This is a genomic window from Modicisalibacter coralii, assembly GCF_004117855.1.
Taxonomy (GTDB): Bacteria; Pseudomonadota; Gammaproteobacteria; order Pseudomonadales; family Halomonadaceae; genus Modicisalibacter; species Modicisalibacter coralii.
Window position 1 is genome coordinate 1 of the sequence record NZ_QWBW01000049.1, and the last position, 14,892, is coordinate 14,892.

A 14,892-nucleotide genomic window follows, 5' to 3' on the forward strand; every position below is an offset into this window, starting at 1 on the left:
GCCGAGCGTCGGTCGCGGCCTCGAGTTGCCGCCAGCCCCGGTTATCGATGTCGGCGATCACCAGACGGTGCACCGAGCGCCCGGTGCGATCGAAGATCTGCAGGCTGTGCATCGCGCCCCCGCCATAGTCATCGTCGATCAGGCAGGCCCAGTACCAGTTGGGCAGGAACCAGCGCATCAGCAAGTCGGGGCGCCGGACCGGCGTGACCCGACGCTGCTCCGGCAGATAGCCGTTGTGCGCCAGCTGGACATCGTGGCTGACCAGTTCGGCGTGCTCGCCGTGCGTGACGGCACTGACCCGCCCCAGACGCGGCAACAGCATGACCAGGTCGCAGGGGGTCATGCGCAGGCCGCGCACGCCATGCCCCAGCCGCGCGGCCTGCAGGGCCCCCTCGCTGACACCGAGGCGAGCCGCCAGTCGACACGGAGACAGCGCCGGCGCCCGCAGGCGTGCCTCCTCGAAGGCGCAGCGCAGTGCGTGATTGGTATCCATGGTTGTCCACCCCGCCGAGCTGTGTGGATCGCATTGCTATGTGGATCGTGTTACCGACGTAGGATTATAAACGATAAGCATTATCACTTGAAATGCATTCGTTGCCCAGACACGACGACGCCCCGCCGGAGTCATCGGCGGGGCGTCGTCTCGGGATCGGGATCGGCATCGCCAGTGTCAGCGCTTGCCGAACAGCTCGCCGATGTCCTTCGCCTCCCAGTGCGGGAAGTGCTTGCGGATCAGGGCGTTGAGCTCGATCTCGAAGGCCTGCCAGTCGACCCGCTGGTCGGCACCGCCCTCCGCCTCGGCGACCCCGCGGATCATTCCCGCGCCGACGGTGATATTGGTCAGCCGGTCGATGACGATGAAGCTCCCGGTCCCCGGGCTCTGCCGGTAGTCGTCCACCGGCACCGCCGCGGTCAGTTCCACCCGGCAGCGGCCGATGGCATTGAGCCCGAGCCGCTCGGCGCTCTGGTGCTCGAGGGTGTTGACGTCGATCTGGTAGTCGATGCCGCGGACCTGGCCGGCCAGGTCGCGGGTGGCGAGCTTCATGTCGTAGAGCCTGCCGGGCTCCAGCGGCGTGTCGTGCATCCACACGATGTCGGCCTCGAAGGTGTTGGACAGCGGCACCTCGTCGCCGGCGGCGACCAGCCAGTCGCCCCGCGAGACGTCGATCTCGTCATCCAGCGTGACGGTGATCGCCTGACCGGGATAGGCGGCATCGAGATCGCCGTCGTAGGTGACGATGCGCGCGACCGTGGCGGTCCTGCCGGAGGGCAGCGCCTTGACGGCCTGCCCCGGACGCAGGACACCCGCGGCCAGGGTGCCGCAGTAGCCGCGGAAGTCGAGGTTGGGGCGGTTGACGTACTGCACCGGCAGTCGCAGGTCACTCAGATTGCTGTCGCGGGCGATCTCGACGGTCTCGAGCAGTTCGAGCAGCGGCTCGCCGACGTAGTCACCCTGGTAGTACCAGGCCATCGCCTCGCTCTTGTTGACGACGTTGTCGCCTTCCAGGGCGGAGATCGGCACGAAGCGGATGTCACGGGCGCCGAGCTTCTCGGCGAAGGCCCGGTAGTCGGCGACGATCTCATCGAAGCGGGCCTGGGAGTAATCGACCAGGTCCATCTTGTTGACGGCGATCACCAGGTGCTGGATGCCCAGCAGGTCGGCGATGAAGCTGTGGCGCCGGGTCTGCGTCTGCACCCCGTGACGGGCATCGATCAGGATCACCGCGAGGCTCGCCGTGGAGGCGCCGGTGGCCATGTTGCGGGTGTACTGCTCGTGCCCCGGGGTGTCGGCGATGATGAACTTGCGCCGGTCGGTGGAGAAGTAGCGATAGGCGACGTCGATGGTGATGCCCTGCTCGCGCTCGGACTGCAGGCCGTCGACGAGCAGCGCCAGATCGACCTTCTCGCCGGTGGTGCCGCTGGTCTTCGAGGCCTGGGTGATGGCCGCGAGCTGATCCTCGTAGATCATCTTGGAATCGTGCAGCAGCCGGCCGATCAGCGTCGACTTGCCGTCGTCGACGCTGCCGCAGGTGATGAAGCGCAGCAGGTCTTTCTGCTCGTGCTCCTGAAGATAGGCTTCGATGTTTTCCGCGATCTTCGGCGATGCATGTGACATAGCAAGGTCCTGAGCTGTAAGCCGTAAGCGTTAAGCGGTAAGTAAACCCCAACCCACCGCCGCTTACCGCGTTGCGTCTATTCGTTTTCCAGTGTGACGATCAAGCCAGCGAGCATGGAGGAAATTTCCCGCGTTTCCTGTAGCCATTCACGGCCTTTGTCCTGAGGCACGTAATCGATTTCCATGCCGATATAGAGTTGCGTTCGTAACTCGGCGCAAGAGCCTCTGGCGACCACCAGAAAATGTCGCTTGTCTTTGTTCGTGTATCGGCTCATGCCTTCGGCAATATTGCTGGGAATGGAAAGCCCTGAACGTGTGACCTGATCTCGAAAACCGAAATCACGCAGGGTGGAAAAGGCCTTGTAGAGGTCTGCCGACAAGCGTGCCGAGCGTTTCCAAACCTGCAGTTTTTCAAAGTTCATGATTCCACTCCAAGCTGTAAGCCAGCACGAACCACCCATTGAAACAGACGGTCGGCTTCCCGTTTTTGACCTTTCTTACAGCTTAAAGCTTATGGCTTACGGCTTTCTAACGCGCCTTCGGCACGTTAGAAGTATCCCTCGCGCTTCTTGCGTTCCATCGAGCCCGCCTGATCGTGGTCGATGGCCCGCCCGGAGCGTTCGCTGGTCCGGGTGAGCAGCATCTCCTGGATGATCTCGGGCAGCGTGGCGGCCTTGGACTCCACCGCGCCGGTCAGCGGGTAGCAGCCCAGGGTACGAAAGCGCACCCACTTCTCCTCGGGGACTTCGCCCGCTTCCAGCGGCAGCCGCTCGTCGTCGACCATGATCTGCATGCCGTCGCGCTCGACCACCGGGCGCGGCGCGGCGTAGTACAGCGGCACGATGGGGATCGATTCGAGGTAGATGTACTGCCAGATGTCCAGCTCGGTCCAGTTGGAGAGCGGGAAGACGCGGATCGATTCGCCCTTGTTGACCTTGCCGTTGTACAGGTTCCACAGCTCGGGACGCTGATTCTTGGGGTCCCAGCGATGGTACTTGTCGCGGAACGAGTAGACCCGCTCCTTGGCGCGCGAGGCTTCCTCGTCGCGGCGCGCCCCGCCGAAGGCGGCGTCGAAGCCGTACTTGTCCAGCGCCATCTTCAGCGACTGGGTCTTCATGATGTCGGTGTACTTGGCACTGCCGTGGTCGAAGGGGTTGATGCCGGCGGCGCGGCCCTCCTCGTTGACGTGCTCGATCAGCTCCATCCCCACCTCGTCCGCCATGCGATCGCGGAACTCGATCATCTCCTTGAACTTCCAGGTGGTGTTGACGTGCATCAGCGGGAACGGCGGCGTGCCGGGGTAGAAGGCCTTGCGCGCCAGGTGCAGCATCACCGAGGAGTCCTTGCCGATGGAGTAGAGCATCACCGGATTGCGGAACTCGGCGGCCACCTCGCGGATGATGTGGATCGACTCGGCTTCGAGCTGTTTCAGGTGGGTCTGTCGCTCGGGAGAAAGCATCTCGGCTTGCAACCTCTCATGACCAGTGATGTTCCAGACATGGCCGGGTCGGCCGCGGACGACGAGGCAGCATCGCTCGAATCGAAAAGACCACCGGCCTGGAACGTGGATTGAGGCTACGTTACCGAGAGAGCCATGATAACGTCAAAGAATTAAGAAATATCCTTTAATCGCCTAATGGCATAAAAATCAGAGATCCACCCGCTCGACCCAGGTCGACAGGGCCCCCTCTTCCAGATCGACCACCCGCAGGCCGGGACGCGATGCCTCGTCGATGGCGAAGGTCGGCGAACCGCCGAGAAACTGATCCGCGGTGGCCGGGCACCCGTAGATGGCGATGTCGCCGTGGGCTGAGGCGTGCCGGGCCGTGTAGGCCTGATGGGCGTGACCGAAGAGGATCGCGCGTACCTGGCCGTAGGCCGCCAGGGTCTGCCAGAACGCCTCGCGGTCGGCGAGACCGATGGCATCCAGCCAGGTGGAACCGAGCTCGATCGGCGGATGGTGCAGCGCCAGCAGCACCGGTCGCTCGTCCTCCTCGAGCTTGAGGGCGAGTTCCTGCAACTGGGCCTTGCCGATTTCGCCGTGGGCCTGACCGCTGAGCCGAGAGTCGAGCATCACCAGCCGCCAGTCGCCGAGATCGACCTCGTCTAGAATCTCGCGCTCCTCGTTCATGTACTGCGGCCGGTCGTGATTGCCGGGGAACCAGAACCACGGGCACTCCATGGCCGAGAAGGCGCGTGCCGCGTGGCGGTAGGAGGCCGGTGTCTCGTCCTGGCTGATGTCGCCGGTCACCAGCAGCAGATCGGGGCGCAGCGCCCTCGCCCGATCGAGCACGCGCTGCAACTGACGAAACGGCACCCCCATCCGCGAGCGGGCCTCGGGGTCGGCGTGCAGATGGCAATCGGTGATCTGGATGAGCCGCATCGGGCCTGAGCTCCTGAACTGTGGGTCGACACGGGGACACCGGCCGGCAGGCGAGACGACGCGAGCGCCGTCGGGGCAGGGATCAGCGCAGCGGCGAAAGATCGGCGGCGTGGCCGTGGGCCAGACCGTGCTCGAGCCACTCGCCGAGGAAGCGATTGAGCTGGAGCTTTTCGTCCGGCTGGTGCATGCGCGGGTTGGGATAGCGGTAGCGGCCGCTGAAGTGCCGCTGGCGCTGGAAGTCGGTCACCTCGGCCATGCGCACGTCGTGATAGAGGTGCACGGTCATGCGCGGCGAGTCGATGATCCCGTCGAGAACCCCGGTCTGCGCCACGCGCGCGATGGTCGTATAGGGCGCGCACTCGACCACTTCCAGCCACAGCGTGCCGAAGCGGCCGGCCTGGCTCGCCAGCGGCAGTTCGCGAACGTCGCCGGGCTCCAGCTCGCCGACCAGGCGTGACAGGCGCAGATAGTTGGCCGAGCACTCCGCCTGGAGCGATTTCAGATCGGTGACATAGGCGGTCTTGGCCACGAATTCATCTCCTTGCTCGCAGTGAGGCCCGCTCGCGCACCAGCCAGAGGAGGGCGATCAGGCACATGGCATTGTCGAGTCGTCCCGCCTCGAGGAGTTCCCAGGCGCGTGCAAAAGGTAGCACATGCACCAGGATATCCTCGCCCTCCTCGGCCAGACCATGCACGCCGCCCAGTCCAGTACTGTCGACGAGACCGCAGAACAGCGTGACCCGCTCGTCGCAGGCACCGGGGCTCGGATAGTAACGATACAGCTCGATCAGCTCGTCGATATGACAACCGGCCTCCTCGACGGCTTCGCGACGCGCCACGTCGGCCGGGACCTCGCCGGCCTCCACCAGCCCGGCCACGGGCTCGAGCTTCCAGGGGCTCACCGGGTCCTCGAGCGCACCGGCGCGCATCTGCTCGACCAGGACCACGGCGTCGCGCTCGATGTCGTAGAGCAGCACCCCGACCGCGTCGTGACGCACGTGCACCTCGCGGGTGATCACGTCGCTCCAGCCGCCGTCGAACAGGCGATGGCGCAGCTCCCGGCGTTCCAGGCGAAAGAACCCCTGGTAGAGCGGTCGGGTCTCGATGCGCTCGACATCGGCGCTGTCGAAATGCGCCACGTCCGCGCTCGGCTTGTCGTTCATGGGCCCCTCGCTGGCCTGGGATGGGCGCCCATCGCGGGCACAATGCGGCCCATTATCCCGAGGCGACGGATAGATTCCAAGCGGCCCGTCGCCCCGGCGCCACGCTGACGGCTACTGCAAGGCGTCGAGCAACGCGGCGATCTCGCGGCGCAACCCCTTGTCGGAGGCGTCGCGTCCCGGCCGGTCGGGGGCCTTGCTGGCACGCTGCGCGTACTCCAGCGCCGCCGCGTCACGCCCCTGCTCATGCAGGAAGTCGGCGTAGAAGTAGAGGGTATCGATACCGTCGGGGCGGATGACGAGCGCCTTCTTGAGCAGCGCCTCGGCCTTCTCGTCGTCGCCGAAGCCGACCGGCCAGCCCGGCACCTTGGCGTAGAGGGTCCCCAGCGTCACGTAGGCCGTGCCGTCGTCGCCGTTCGGGTCGATCTCGATCGCCTTCTCCAGCGCGCCACGGGCCTGCTTGGCCAGGCCGAGCGCACCGAGGCCGCCTTTCGCCTTGGCCTGGGAGGCCAGGATGATGCCCTGCCAGGTCAGCACGTGGGCGTCGTTCGGCCGTGCCTCGGCGAGCTTCTCGGCATCCCGGGCCAGCGCGGCGAAGGCGTCTTCCTGGGCATCGCCCTGCATCTGGTAGTTGATGTTCGCCCAGCGCTTGATCAGCGGGAAGACCGGATCGGGAGCCGCCTGGGCGGCGCTCGCCAGCATCAGCAACAGGGCACTGCACAGCAACGTCGTCAGGGATCGGGTGAGGCGCATCGCGTTCGCTCCTGCATCGGGTGGAATCGGATAGGACCGAGAAAAATGTAACGAACGTTTGAATGAGCCGCCATGCGGTCTTGGTCGTAGAGACAGCCCCGGGGGCTTGGCCTACCCGGCGGCGTTGCGTAGGGTACGCGGATTCCCCCAGCCAAGAACGATGCCATGAAAGGTCGCAACATGACGCGCTGGCGCGATCCCGCCAAGGACCCGCGTCAGGAGAAGAAGAGCAACCTGATCACCCCGGAGGGCTTCGCCCGCCTCAAGGGCATCCACGATCACCTGTCGCGGGTACGCCGCCCGGAACTCTCGACCAAGGTCGGCGAGGCCGCCGCACTGGGCGATCGCAGCGAGAATGCCGATTACACCTACAACAAGAAGGAACTCAACCGGGTCATCGCGCGCATCCGCTACCTCGGCAAGCGCCTCGACGAGCTGCAGGTGGTCGACCGCCTGCCGGCCGACACCGAGCGGGTCTATTTCGGCGCCTTCGTCACCCTGGAGGACGAGGACGGCGAGGAACTGGCGCTGCGCATCGTCGGCCACGACGAGACCGACACCGCCAAGCGCTGGATCAGCGTCGATGCGCCGCTGGCCCGCGCGCTCCTCGGCAAGGCGCTCGACGACGAGGTAACGGTGGCCGCCCCCGGCGGCGAGACCACCTATCTGATCACCGCCATCGACTATCGCGACCCGGCCGGCTGACCCGGCGCTCAGAGGGTGTTTACAAATTAGGCGAGCGAAGGCAAGACAAGGCAAAATCGGCCGAAAAAGCGGAGTTTACACGGGGTAAATGAGCATTTTGAGGCCGATTTTAACGCCGTATTGTCGAGCGCAGGCATTTTGTAAACACCCTCTCAGTCGAGCAACTGGTAATCGATGGTCGTCACCACCCGCACCTTCTTGACGTCGGGCGTGTAGCTGTCGAGATCCTCGATCGAGAAATACCCCTGGGTGGCGCGCTGGATCGGCCCCACGCGGCTGCCCGAGTCCTCGGCGAACTGCTGGGCGGCGCGGCGCGCATCGGCGGTCGCCGCGGCGATCATGTCCGGCTTGATCGCCTCGAGGCCGGTGAACAGGAATTCGGTGCGGTAATCGAAATTGGGCGAGAGCAGGACACCGGCCTTGACCAGTTCCCCGGTGAGCGGCATGGCCGTCTTGACGGCATCCACCCGGGGCGTGCGCAGCAGTACGGTGGCCTCGCCGCGGTAGCGTTCGTCGGGCCGCTGGTTGCCATAGAGATTGGCGTATTGATCGACCACCTGGGGTGGCGCGACGCTGACCGAGGCCGGGTCGAAGCCCTGCCCGGCGAGGAAATCGCGAATCGTCTTCTCGTCGCGGGCCATCGCCGACTGCAGATCCGCCAGGTCGTTGGCATTGACCGTGTAATGCAGCGGCCACAGCGCCAGATCCGCCTTGACCTCTCGCTCGGCCAGCCCCTTGACGGTGACGCTACGTCCCGCCTGCTGCCAGACCTCGGCGGCGCCCTCGATATAGCTGCCGCCCCAGACCAGCCCGACGGCCAGCAACCCGCCCAGTACCAGGGCCCCACGCAGACTTCCCGCCATTGCTCTCTCCTTGTCGAACACCCTTCAACGCCTGATGGCATGATAGACCCGGAAACGCCGGTCGTCGGCCAGCACCGTGAATTGACCGAATGCCGCCTCGAGCCGGTCCGGGTACGGCAGGAAGGCATTGGCCACCAGCAGCAATTGCCCGCCCGCTTCGAGGTGACGCGGCGCCTCGTCGATCAGGCGCGCCACGGGCCCGTAATCGACGCGCCGCTCCTGATGGAACGGCGGGTTGCTGACGATCGCCGCGAAGCGCTCGCCCTCGCCGAGCGCCGAATAGACGTCGCTGTGCAGCACGCGCCCGTTCAGGCCGTTGGCGGCCAGGGTACGCCGCGTGGCCTCGACGGCGAAGGCGCTGACGTCGAGCGCCGTGACCTCGCCGCCCTGGCGGGCCAGCCGGGCGGCGATGATGCCATCGCCGCAGCCGACATCGAGCAGCCGCGCCCCGCCCTGCCCCAGATCGCCGGGCAGGTGATCGAGCAGCAGCCGGGTGCCGTCGTCGAGCTTGCCGTGGCCGAACACCCCGGGATGGCTGACCAGCGTCAGCCCCGCCGCCTCGAAGCGCGACCAGAGCTCGTCGGGATCCAGCGCCACCGGCTGGGTACGTGTCTCGAACAGGGTGCAGCGCCGCGCGCTGTCGCGCTTGCGACAGCCCAGGCCCAGCGCCGCCAGCACCTTGAGCACCCGCTTGATGCCGCCCTGGTTCTCGCCGACCACCTGCAACGGCGTCCCCGCGGGCAGTTGACGACACAGCGCCAGCAGCCACCATTCGCCCAGCGCATGGGCCTTGGGCCAGAACAGCACGGCGCCGGGCGGCGCGCCCAGCGCCGGTTCCAGCGACTCGTGGATCATCGCCCCGGTACTGTCACGCCATGCCCGGGCGGTCGCGGCATCGGCGCTCCAGAGCGCGCCGCCGGTATCGCGCAGCCAGGGATCGTCCGGTGGCGCCACCCACAACCAGTCGCGGTAGTCGAATGCCTGGCGCGCGAGCAACTGGCAGACCGGGGTAACGGCACTCATCGGCAGTCTCCACCTCGTGGGGATTCGGGTTTGCGCACGTGATACAGCAGGTAGCGGCCCAGGCGCCAGTGCGGCTCGACGTCACAGTAGCGGCGCTCGAGTTCGATCAGGCGGGCCAGCTCGGTTTCGTCCGGCTCGGGATGGCGCAGGTAATCGTGAAAGATGCGGATGCCGGCGACGTGCTCGACCACCAGCCCCGCCTCGGCCAGCCACTGATCGACCTGGGCATGCGTCAGCGGCGCGATCGGCGTCAGCCGTTGGCGCCGGCCGGTTCCGGCCAGGCGGTCATCCAGCGCCTTGGCCAGATTGCCCTTGATGACGTTGGAAAAACGCAGCGCGTCGCGGTTGAAGACCATCAGCGAGAGCTCGCCCCCCGGCGCCAGCAGCGAAGCCAGCGTGGTGATCGCCGCACGCGGCTCGGCCAGCCACTCGAGCACGGCATGGCAGACGATCAGCGGCCAGGGGCCCGGCGCGCGCTGGGGCAATGCCTGGAGGGTCGCCGGAAGGGGCGTGATACCCGCGTGGCCGGCGAGCGTCTCGCGGGCCCGGGCGAGCATGTCCGCCGACGGTTCGGCCAGCGTCACCGGGTGGCCACGCGCGGCCAGCCAGGCGCTCATCTGCCCCAGCCCGCCGCCGACGTCCAGCGCCGGTTGCCCGTCGAGCGTCAGGGTGCGCGGCAGCAGATGCTCGAGCAGGGCCAGACGAATCGCACCGCGGGGCTTGCCATAGAGACTGTCGGCAAACTTGTCGGCCAGACCGTCGAAGATGCGATCGTCCACACTCAGCGTCTCGTGAAAAAACCGCCAGTCTACGCCCTGGCCGCAAGAATGTCTGCGCCCGGCCCCCGCGTCGGGCGGTTCCCCTGGCATGAAAAAGCGCTCAAGTTCGGCCACCTTCGGCCGATAACCCGGTGATAGCCCGTCGATTGCCAAAGGAGTATCGCTCTTGGTCCCACTGCCGCCTCTGATCGAGTCCGTCGTTCGGGTGCTGGAGCTACCCGGCATCGCGATCACGGTGCTCGATGGCGAGCGCGAGGGCTTTCCGCTGCTCTTCGCCAATATCGGCTTCGAGCAATTGACGGGTCGCACGCAGGACGCGCTGATCGGCCAGGACTGCCGCCTGCTGCAACCCGGCCCCTCGCATCAAGACATCCGCGAGCCGATACGTCGGGTACTCGACGAGAACCGGGCCCTGAAGGAAACCATCGAGTACGCCCTGCAGGACGGCACGCACCTGCGCATCGAGATGACGCTGTCGCCGGTCGCCAACCACGACGGGCATCGCTATCTGATCTGCATCCAGCAGAACGTCACCGATCACCGCCGGCTGGGGCTGGCCATGGCGGTGTTCGACAGCACCCACGATGGCATCACCGTGACCGATGCCGACAAGATCATCATCGACATCAACCCGGCCTTCACCCGCCTGACCGGCTACGAGCGCGCGGAAGTGCTGGGCCACACCCCCCAGATGCTCTCCTCCGGCAAGCACGACGCCACCTTCTACCAGTCGATGTTCACCGCGGTGAACCAGCACGGCTTCTGGTCCGGCGACATCTGGAACACCCGCAAGGACGGCAGCCAGCTGATCGTCAACACCACCATCTCGGCGGTGCGCGACGATACGGGCGAGGTCGTCAATTACGTCAGCGTGTTCCGCGACATCACCCAGCAGCGCCTCAATCAGGCGCGCCTGGAACGCATGGCGATCTACGACCCGCTCACCGGCCTCTACAACCGCGAGCATTTCATCGCCATGCTCGAGACCCACCTGACCAGCCTGCAGTTCACCGAAAGCGGGATCGCGGTGCTGTTCATGGATCTCGACGACTTCAAGCCGATCAACGACGGCTACGGCCATGCCGCCGGGGACGAGTTGCTGGTCGAGGTGAGCCGGCGACTCAAGCGCCTGATGCGCAGCACCGACATCGTCGCCCGCTTCGGCGGCGACGAGTTCGTGATCGCCCTGACCGGCATGGGCAACGGCGACAAGGCGTCCAAGGTGGCGCAGAAGATCATCGACGACCTGATCCAGCCCTTCCAGCTCGCCAATGGCGAACTGGTCGGCATCTCGGTGTCGATCGGCCTGGCCTTCACCAACGACTACCGGCTCAGTACCAACACCCTCATCGACAGCGCCGACCAGGCCATGTACGAGGCCAAGCTGGGCGGCAAGAATCGTATCGCCCGGGCACACCGATACATCGAGGCCCGCAGTCAGGACGCCTTCCAGCGCATCAAGGAAGCCTTCGAGGATGGGGAACTGGAACTCTACTTCCAGCCGATCGTCGACCTGGCCAGCGGCCATACCCACAGCTTCGAGGCGCTGACCCGCTGGCGTCATCCCCAGGAGGGGGTGCTCGGCCCGCAGCACTTCATCGACGTGATCATGCACTCCTCGCTGAGCCTGCCATTCGGCCAATGGCTGGTCCGCGAGGCCGGGTACATGGCCAAGCAGCTCCAGAGTCACGGTTTCACCACCACCGTGAGCATCAACCTGTCCCAGGATCAGATCGAGACCGGCAGCTTCTTGCGCGCCATCACCGAGACCCGCGACGCCCTCGGCCTGGCCACGCCCTACCTGACCATCGAGGTGCTGGAATCCAGCCAGTTCCACGACCTCGACCTGGCCTGCAGCCAACTGCTCGAGGCCAAGCAGCTGGGCACATCCATCGCCCTGGACGATTTCGGCTCGGGGATCTCCTCGATCACCTACGCCAGTCAATTGCCGATCGACACCCTGAAGATCGACCGCAGCGCGATCAACAACATCGATACCCGCGCCAACCAGCGCCAGTTCGTCGGCGGCATCATCGACATGGCACACGCCATGCATCGCAAGGTGCTGGCCGAGGGCGTCGAGCGCGAAGCGCAACTGGAGGCGCTGAGAGCGTTCCAGTGCGACCTGGCCCAGGGTTTCCTGTTCGGCGAACCGATGCCCGCCGAGGAGGTCATCGCCCACTACCTGGCGAGCGATGCCGTGCCGGCCAACCCCCTGCGACCCATGCGGGAACTCGCCTGAGATCGCCCGAGCGACCGGCGGGTTTATCTCGACGGGTCAGACGCTTATAATGCGCTTCGGCTCGCCTCGCCCCTATAGCTCAGCTGGATAGAGCATCCCCCTCCTAAGGGGAAGGTCTCAGGTTCGAATCCTGATGGGGGCGCCACCCTTCTATCGGCACCTGCCCCACCCCTCCAAGCCGTTCCAGCAGTCCCCTCCGGAATCACGGCATTCGAAACCATAAAGGCACCTATATGACCATAGAAAGCCAGCAAGACATCGATGGAATCATGGAGGTAGGACGGGTCGTCGCCAAGGTTCGCGATGCGATGCTGAATGCCGTCGAGCCGGGAATGACCACAGCCGAGCTGGATGAACTGGGAGGTTCACTGCTGGAAAGCCTGGGAGCCAAGTCGGCCCCCCGGACGACCTACAATTTCCCCGGCGCGACCTGCATCAGCATCAATGAAGAGGCCGCGCATGGCATTCCCGGCGAGAGAGTGGTTCAGGCCGGCGATATCGTGAATATCGACGTTTCCGCCGAGATGGCGGGCTATTTCGCCGATACGGGCGGCACGATCGTCGTGCCACCGGTCACGACGGATAAAGCGCGACTGTGCCATGCCACGCAGTTGGCCTTGAAGCATGCGCTAGCGGAGGCCAGAGCAGGCGCCCCCATCAACAGAATCGGCAAGGCCATTCAGCGCACGGCGAAGTCGCACGGGTTCAAGACCATCAGGAATCTCGCTGGCCATGGCGTAGGACGCAGCCTGCACGAAGAGCCGGAGGGTATCGTCAGCTACTTCGACCCGCGTGACACACGGCGGCTGCGGCTTGGGCAAGTCATCGCCATAGAGCCGTTCTTGTCCACGAAAAGCACCTCGGTCACCGAAACGGATGATGGATGGACCCTCGTTGGCCATCCCTCGAATCTATCCGCGCAATTTGAACACACCATCATCGTGACGAAAGGCGCGCCCATTATTGCCACACTCTCCGAAGCCCGCAGTTGAGCGCCGCCTCGCCGAAGCCCGCTGCTGGCCGTAAGCGGCCAGCGCCGGCGTCGTCATGATCCCGTTAGCCCCGCCCTGGCACCTGCACGACCTCGAGCGCGAGATCGACGCCCAACCGATCCAGCATGCGCCGGAAATCGTCGACGGAGTAACGCGCGTCTTCCGTGACCAGCGTCCTGACCATTCCCGTGCCCGGGGTCCCCGGGCCGAGATTCGCCACCACACTCTCGGCGGGGTCCAGAAACCGGCATTGAGGGCGCGCACGCTCGAAAAACGCCTTGAGCCACGGCAGGTGGGTGCTCGACAGCGTCAGCACGTCGATGTCGGGCTTGCGCCGAAACAGGGTTTCGACGAAGTCGTCGACGCTCGCCTGGGTGCCCGGCGGATCGAACAGAAACGCACCGCTCTCGACCAGTTCCACCATGCTCGAGGCATTGATCAGTTCGACACTGGCCCCGGCGAGGTCATGGGAGGCAACGAAGTCCTCGAGCATCTCGCTTTCGACCAGCGACTCGACGCCCATGATGCCCACGGCGTGGGTGGCCGAGCAGGCCAGCGCCGCCGCGAGGGGCGGAAAGACGCCGAAGACCGACAGCCGCGTCATGGGGCGCACCGCATCGAGCACGGTGATCGATGGCGCGTTGGACGCCACGACGATGGCCGAGGGCTCGAACGTCTCCAGAAAGCGCAACGTGCGCTCCATGACCCGGGCCAGCTCGTCGGGCGCCTTGCTCCCATAGGGGAAACTGGCGCGATCCGCGAAGTAGATCACGTCCTGACGAGGCAGGCGCCGCTGTATCTCCGCCACGATGGCGTAGCTGCCGATGCCGGCATCGAAGACCGCGATGGGCCGGTGCAGGGCTTTCGATTCCATGGGGTTCCTGATCTCTGTGAAGCCTTGGGCATTATCTGAAAACTCGGCGAGCGAAGGTCAGACAAGGCAAAAATCAGCGAAAAAGCGGAGTTTACAGGGGTGTAAATGAGCATTTTGAGCTGATTTTTAACGCCGTATGACCGAGCGCAGACAGTTTTCAGACAATGGCTAGCGGTGTGAGGTGGCCAACGCCCCTCCCGCTGCCATGAAAAGCCCGCCGGTGGTGCGGTTGAACAGGCGCACGCGGCGCGACGTACCGAACCAGCGGCTGACCGTCGAGCCCACCGAGGCATAGGTGGTCATCGTCGCCAGATCGACCGCGAGCCACGTCATGGCCAGAATCGCGAACTGCGACCATTGCGGCTGGCCCAGGTCGATGAAGTTGGGAAAGAGCGCACCGAAGAACAGCAGATCCTTGGGATTGCTGATCCCCACGGAAAAGCCCTTGCCGAACAGCCGGAACCGGGAACGATGACCCGCCGGCACGGCATCCGGCTCCGACGCCGGGTCGGCCATCGGCTCTGCGGGGGATCGCCATGCCTGCACGCCCAGGTAGACCAGATAGACCGCCCCGGCGGCCTTCAACACCAGGAAGGCGGTTTCAGAGGTCGCGAGGATCGCCCCCAGCCCCAGGGACGACAGCGCCATCAAGGCAAGCGAAGCCATGGCGCCCCCCACCACCGTCGCCAAGGCGCGTCGCCGGCCATGGCGCAGCCCATGGTGCATGCACAGCAAGGCGACAGGGCCCGGAAACAGGATGAGTGCGGTGATGACACCGAGATAGGTCATCCATACGGCAACGTCCATCGTGGCGTGTCCTCGTGGGTCGTGATGGCATCGAAGCGGGGAACGTCCATCCCCGATGATTCGTTCGAGCTTATCTTAGCGAGACACGATTCGTCTCGTCGTTGTCGAGAAGCCAGCACTGCATCCCCATGGCCTTCCCTGCCCAGTACGGCCGCCGTGGCCACCCGCCAGCGATGCAGGCCCCGGCGCCCCAGG

The 14,892-nt window shown here is 65.4% G+C and carries 16 protein-coding genes and 1 tRNA gene; 4 read left to right on the forward strand and 13 right to left on the reverse strand.

Going from position 1 to position 14,892, the window contains the following annotated elements; genetic code table 11:
- The 8 genes from D0901_RS19845 to D0901_RS19880 form a co-directional block, all read right to left on the reverse strand.
- Positions 1-493, reverse strand: a 493-nt coding sequence (locus D0901_RS19845; RefSeq protein WP_325051852.1) for a ChuX/HutX family heme-like substrate-binding protein, incomplete at its 3' end; no start/stop codon positions are given.
- Between the two features lie 177 nt (positions 494-670).
- The gene (gene cysN, locus D0901_RS19850) at positions 671-2,116 is read right to left on the reverse strand and encodes a sulfate adenylyltransferase subunit CysN (protein ID WP_129142035.1); all 1,446 of its coding nucleotides are present in this window, start codon (positions 2,114-2,116) and stop codon (positions 671-673) included.
- A gap of 77 nt (positions 2,117-2,193) precedes the next feature.
- Entirely contained in the window at positions 2,194-2,538 is a 345-nt protein-coding gene (locus D0901_RS19855) for a four helix bundle protein (protein WP_129142036.1), read from the reverse strand.
- Positions 2,539-2,663: 125 nt separating this feature from the next.
- The gene (cysD, locus tag D0901_RS19860; RefSeq protein WP_129142037.1) at positions 2,664-3,575 is read right to left on the reverse strand and encodes a sulfate adenylyltransferase subunit CysD; all 912 of its coding nucleotides are present in this window, start codon (positions 3,573-3,575) and stop codon (positions 2,664-2,666) included.
- Positions 3,576-3,764: 189 nt separating this feature from the next.
- Positions 3,765-4,499: a metallophosphoesterase family protein gene (locus tag D0901_RS19865; protein ID WP_129142038.1), complete on the reverse strand. Its 735-nt coding sequence runs from the start codon at positions 4,497-4,499 to the stop codon at positions 3,765-3,767.
- Positions 4,500-4,581: 82 nt separating this feature from the next.
- Entirely contained in the window at positions 4,582-5,028 is a 447-nt protein-coding gene (locus D0901_RS19870) for a DUF1249 domain-containing protein (RefSeq protein ID WP_129142039.1), read from the reverse strand.
- A gap of 4 nt (positions 5,029-5,032) precedes the next feature.
- Positions 5,033-5,662, reverse strand: a complete 630-nt coding sequence (locus D0901_RS19875; RefSeq protein WP_129142040.1) for an NUDIX domain-containing protein — start codon at positions 5,660-5,662, stop codon at positions 5,033-5,035.
- 111 nt (positions 5,663-5,773) lie between these two features.
- Entirely contained in the window at positions 5,774-6,412 is a 639-nt protein-coding gene (locus tag D0901_RS19880; RefSeq protein WP_129142041.1) for a tetratricopeptide repeat protein, read from the reverse strand.
- A gap of 165 nt (positions 6,413-6,577) precedes the next feature.
- Here D0901_RS19880 and greB point away from each other — a divergent pair, with 165 nt between their 5' ends.
- The gene (greB, locus tag D0901_RS19885) at positions 6,578-7,117 is read left to right on the forward strand and encodes a transcription elongation factor GreB (RefSeq protein ID WP_129142042.1); all 540 of its coding nucleotides are present in this window, start codon (positions 6,578-6,580) and stop codon (positions 7,115-7,117) included.
- 152 nt (positions 7,118-7,269) lie between these two features.
- On the opposite strand, the gene D0901_RS19890 is transcribed toward greB, so the two are convergent.
- The 3 genes from D0901_RS19890 to D0901_RS19900 are packed head-to-tail and all read right to left on the reverse strand — an operon-like array spanning position 7,270 to position 9,788.
- Positions 7,270-7,980, reverse strand: a complete 711-nt coding sequence (locus tag D0901_RS19890) for an SIMPL domain-containing protein (protein WP_129142043.1) — start codon at positions 7,978-7,980, stop codon at positions 7,270-7,272.
- A 24-nt stretch (positions 7,981-8,004) separates the two neighbouring features.
- Positions 8,005-9,003, reverse strand: a complete 999-nt coding sequence (locus D0901_RS19895) for a class I SAM-dependent methyltransferase (RefSeq protein ID WP_129142044.1) — start codon at positions 9,001-9,003, stop codon at positions 8,005-8,007.
- Positions 9,000-9,788 (reverse strand): methyltransferase domain-containing protein, encoded by a 789-nt coding sequence (locus D0901_RS19900; protein ID WP_224419815.1) that lies wholly within the window; start codon positions 9,786-9,788, stop codon positions 9,000-9,002. The genes D0901_RS19895 and D0901_RS19900 overlap by 4 nt, the downstream gene beginning before the upstream one ends.
- A gap of 160 nt (positions 9,789-9,948) precedes the next feature.
- On the opposite strand from D0901_RS19900, the gene D0901_RS19905 reads away from it, so the two are divergent.
- The 3 genes from D0901_RS19905 to map all read left to right on the forward strand — a co-directional run bounded on the left by D0901_RS19905 (position 9,949) and on the right by map (position 13,016).
- The gene (locus D0901_RS19905; protein WP_129142046.1) at positions 9,949-12,024 is read left to right on the forward strand and encodes a putative bifunctional diguanylate cyclase/phosphodiesterase; all 2,076 of its coding nucleotides are present in this window, start codon (positions 9,949-9,951) and stop codon (positions 12,022-12,024) included.
- Between the two features lie 68 nt (positions 12,025-12,092).
- A tRNA-Arg gene (locus D0901_RS19910) sits at positions 12,093-12,169 on the forward strand.
- A gap of 88 nt (positions 12,170-12,257) precedes the next feature.
- On the forward strand, positions 12,258-13,016 hold the full coding sequence (gene map, locus D0901_RS19915) for a type I methionyl aminopeptidase (protein ID WP_129142047.1): 759 nt from the start codon (positions 12,258-12,260) through the stop codon (positions 13,014-13,016).
- A gap of 64 nt (positions 13,017-13,080) precedes the next feature.
- Here map and D0901_RS19920 read toward each other — a convergent pair whose 3' ends face one another.
- Positions 13,081-13,890, reverse strand: coding sequence for a glutamate racemase (locus D0901_RS19920; RefSeq protein WP_129142048.1), 810 nt, complete (start codon positions 13,888-13,890; stop codon positions 13,081-13,083).
- 168 nt (positions 13,891-14,058) lie between these two features.
- Positions 14,059-14,679: a LysE family translocator gene (locus tag D0901_RS19925; protein WP_224417577.1), complete on the reverse strand. Its 621-nt coding sequence runs from the start codon at positions 14,677-14,679 to the stop codon at positions 14,059-14,061.
- Positions 14,680-14,892: the final 213 nt, after the last annotated feature.

What these genes read in the sequence shown, in the direction of transcription:
- cysN (WP_129142035.1), bottom strand. Translation starts at nt 2,116, where the DNA reads ATGTCACATGCATCGCCGAAGATCGCGGAAAACATCGAAGCCTATCTT.
- D0901_RS19855 (WP_129142036.1), bottom strand. Translation starts at nt 2,538, where the DNA reads ATGAACTTTGAAAAACTGCAGGTTTGGAAACGCTCGGCACGCTTGTCG.
- cysD (WP_129142037.1), bottom strand. Translation starts at nt 3,575, where the DNA reads ATGCTTTCTCCCGAGCGACAGACCCACCTGAAACAGCTCGAAGCCGAG.
- D0901_RS19865 (WP_129142038.1), bottom strand. Translation starts at nt 4,499, where the DNA reads ATGCGGCTCATCCAGATCACCGATTGCCATCTGCACGCCGACCCCGAG.
- D0901_RS19875 (WP_129142040.1), bottom strand. Translation starts at nt 5,662, where the DNA reads ATGAACGACAAGCCGAGCGCGGACGTGGCGCATTTCGACAGCGCCGAT.
- D0901_RS19880 (WP_129142041.1), bottom strand. Translation starts at nt 6,412, where the DNA reads ATGCGCCTCACCCGATCCCTGACGACGTTGCTGTGCAGTGCCCTGTTG.
- greB (WP_129142042.1), top strand. Translation starts at nt 6,578, where the DNA reads ATGAAAGGTCGCAACATGACGCGCTGGCGCGATCCCGCCAAGGACCCG.
- D0901_RS19890 (WP_129142043.1), bottom strand. Translation starts at nt 7,980, where the DNA reads ATGGCGGGAAGTCTGCGTGGGGCCCTGGTACTGGGCGGGTTGCTGGCC.
- D0901_RS19895 (WP_129142044.1), bottom strand. Translation starts at nt 9,003, where the DNA reads ATGAGTGCCGTTACCCCGGTCTGCCAGTTGCTCGCGCGCCAGGCATTC.
- map (WP_129142047.1), top strand. Translation starts at nt 12,258, where the DNA reads ATGACCATAGAAAGCCAGCAAGACATCGATGGAATCATGGAGGTAGGA.
- D0901_RS19920 (WP_129142048.1), bottom strand. Translation starts at nt 13,890, where the DNA reads ATGGAATCGAAAGCCCTGCACCGGCCCATCGCGGTCTTCGATGCCGGC.
- D0901_RS19925 (WP_224417577.1), bottom strand. Translation starts at nt 14,679, where the DNA reads ATGACCTATCTCGGTGTCATCACCGCACTCATCCTGTTTCCGGGCCCT.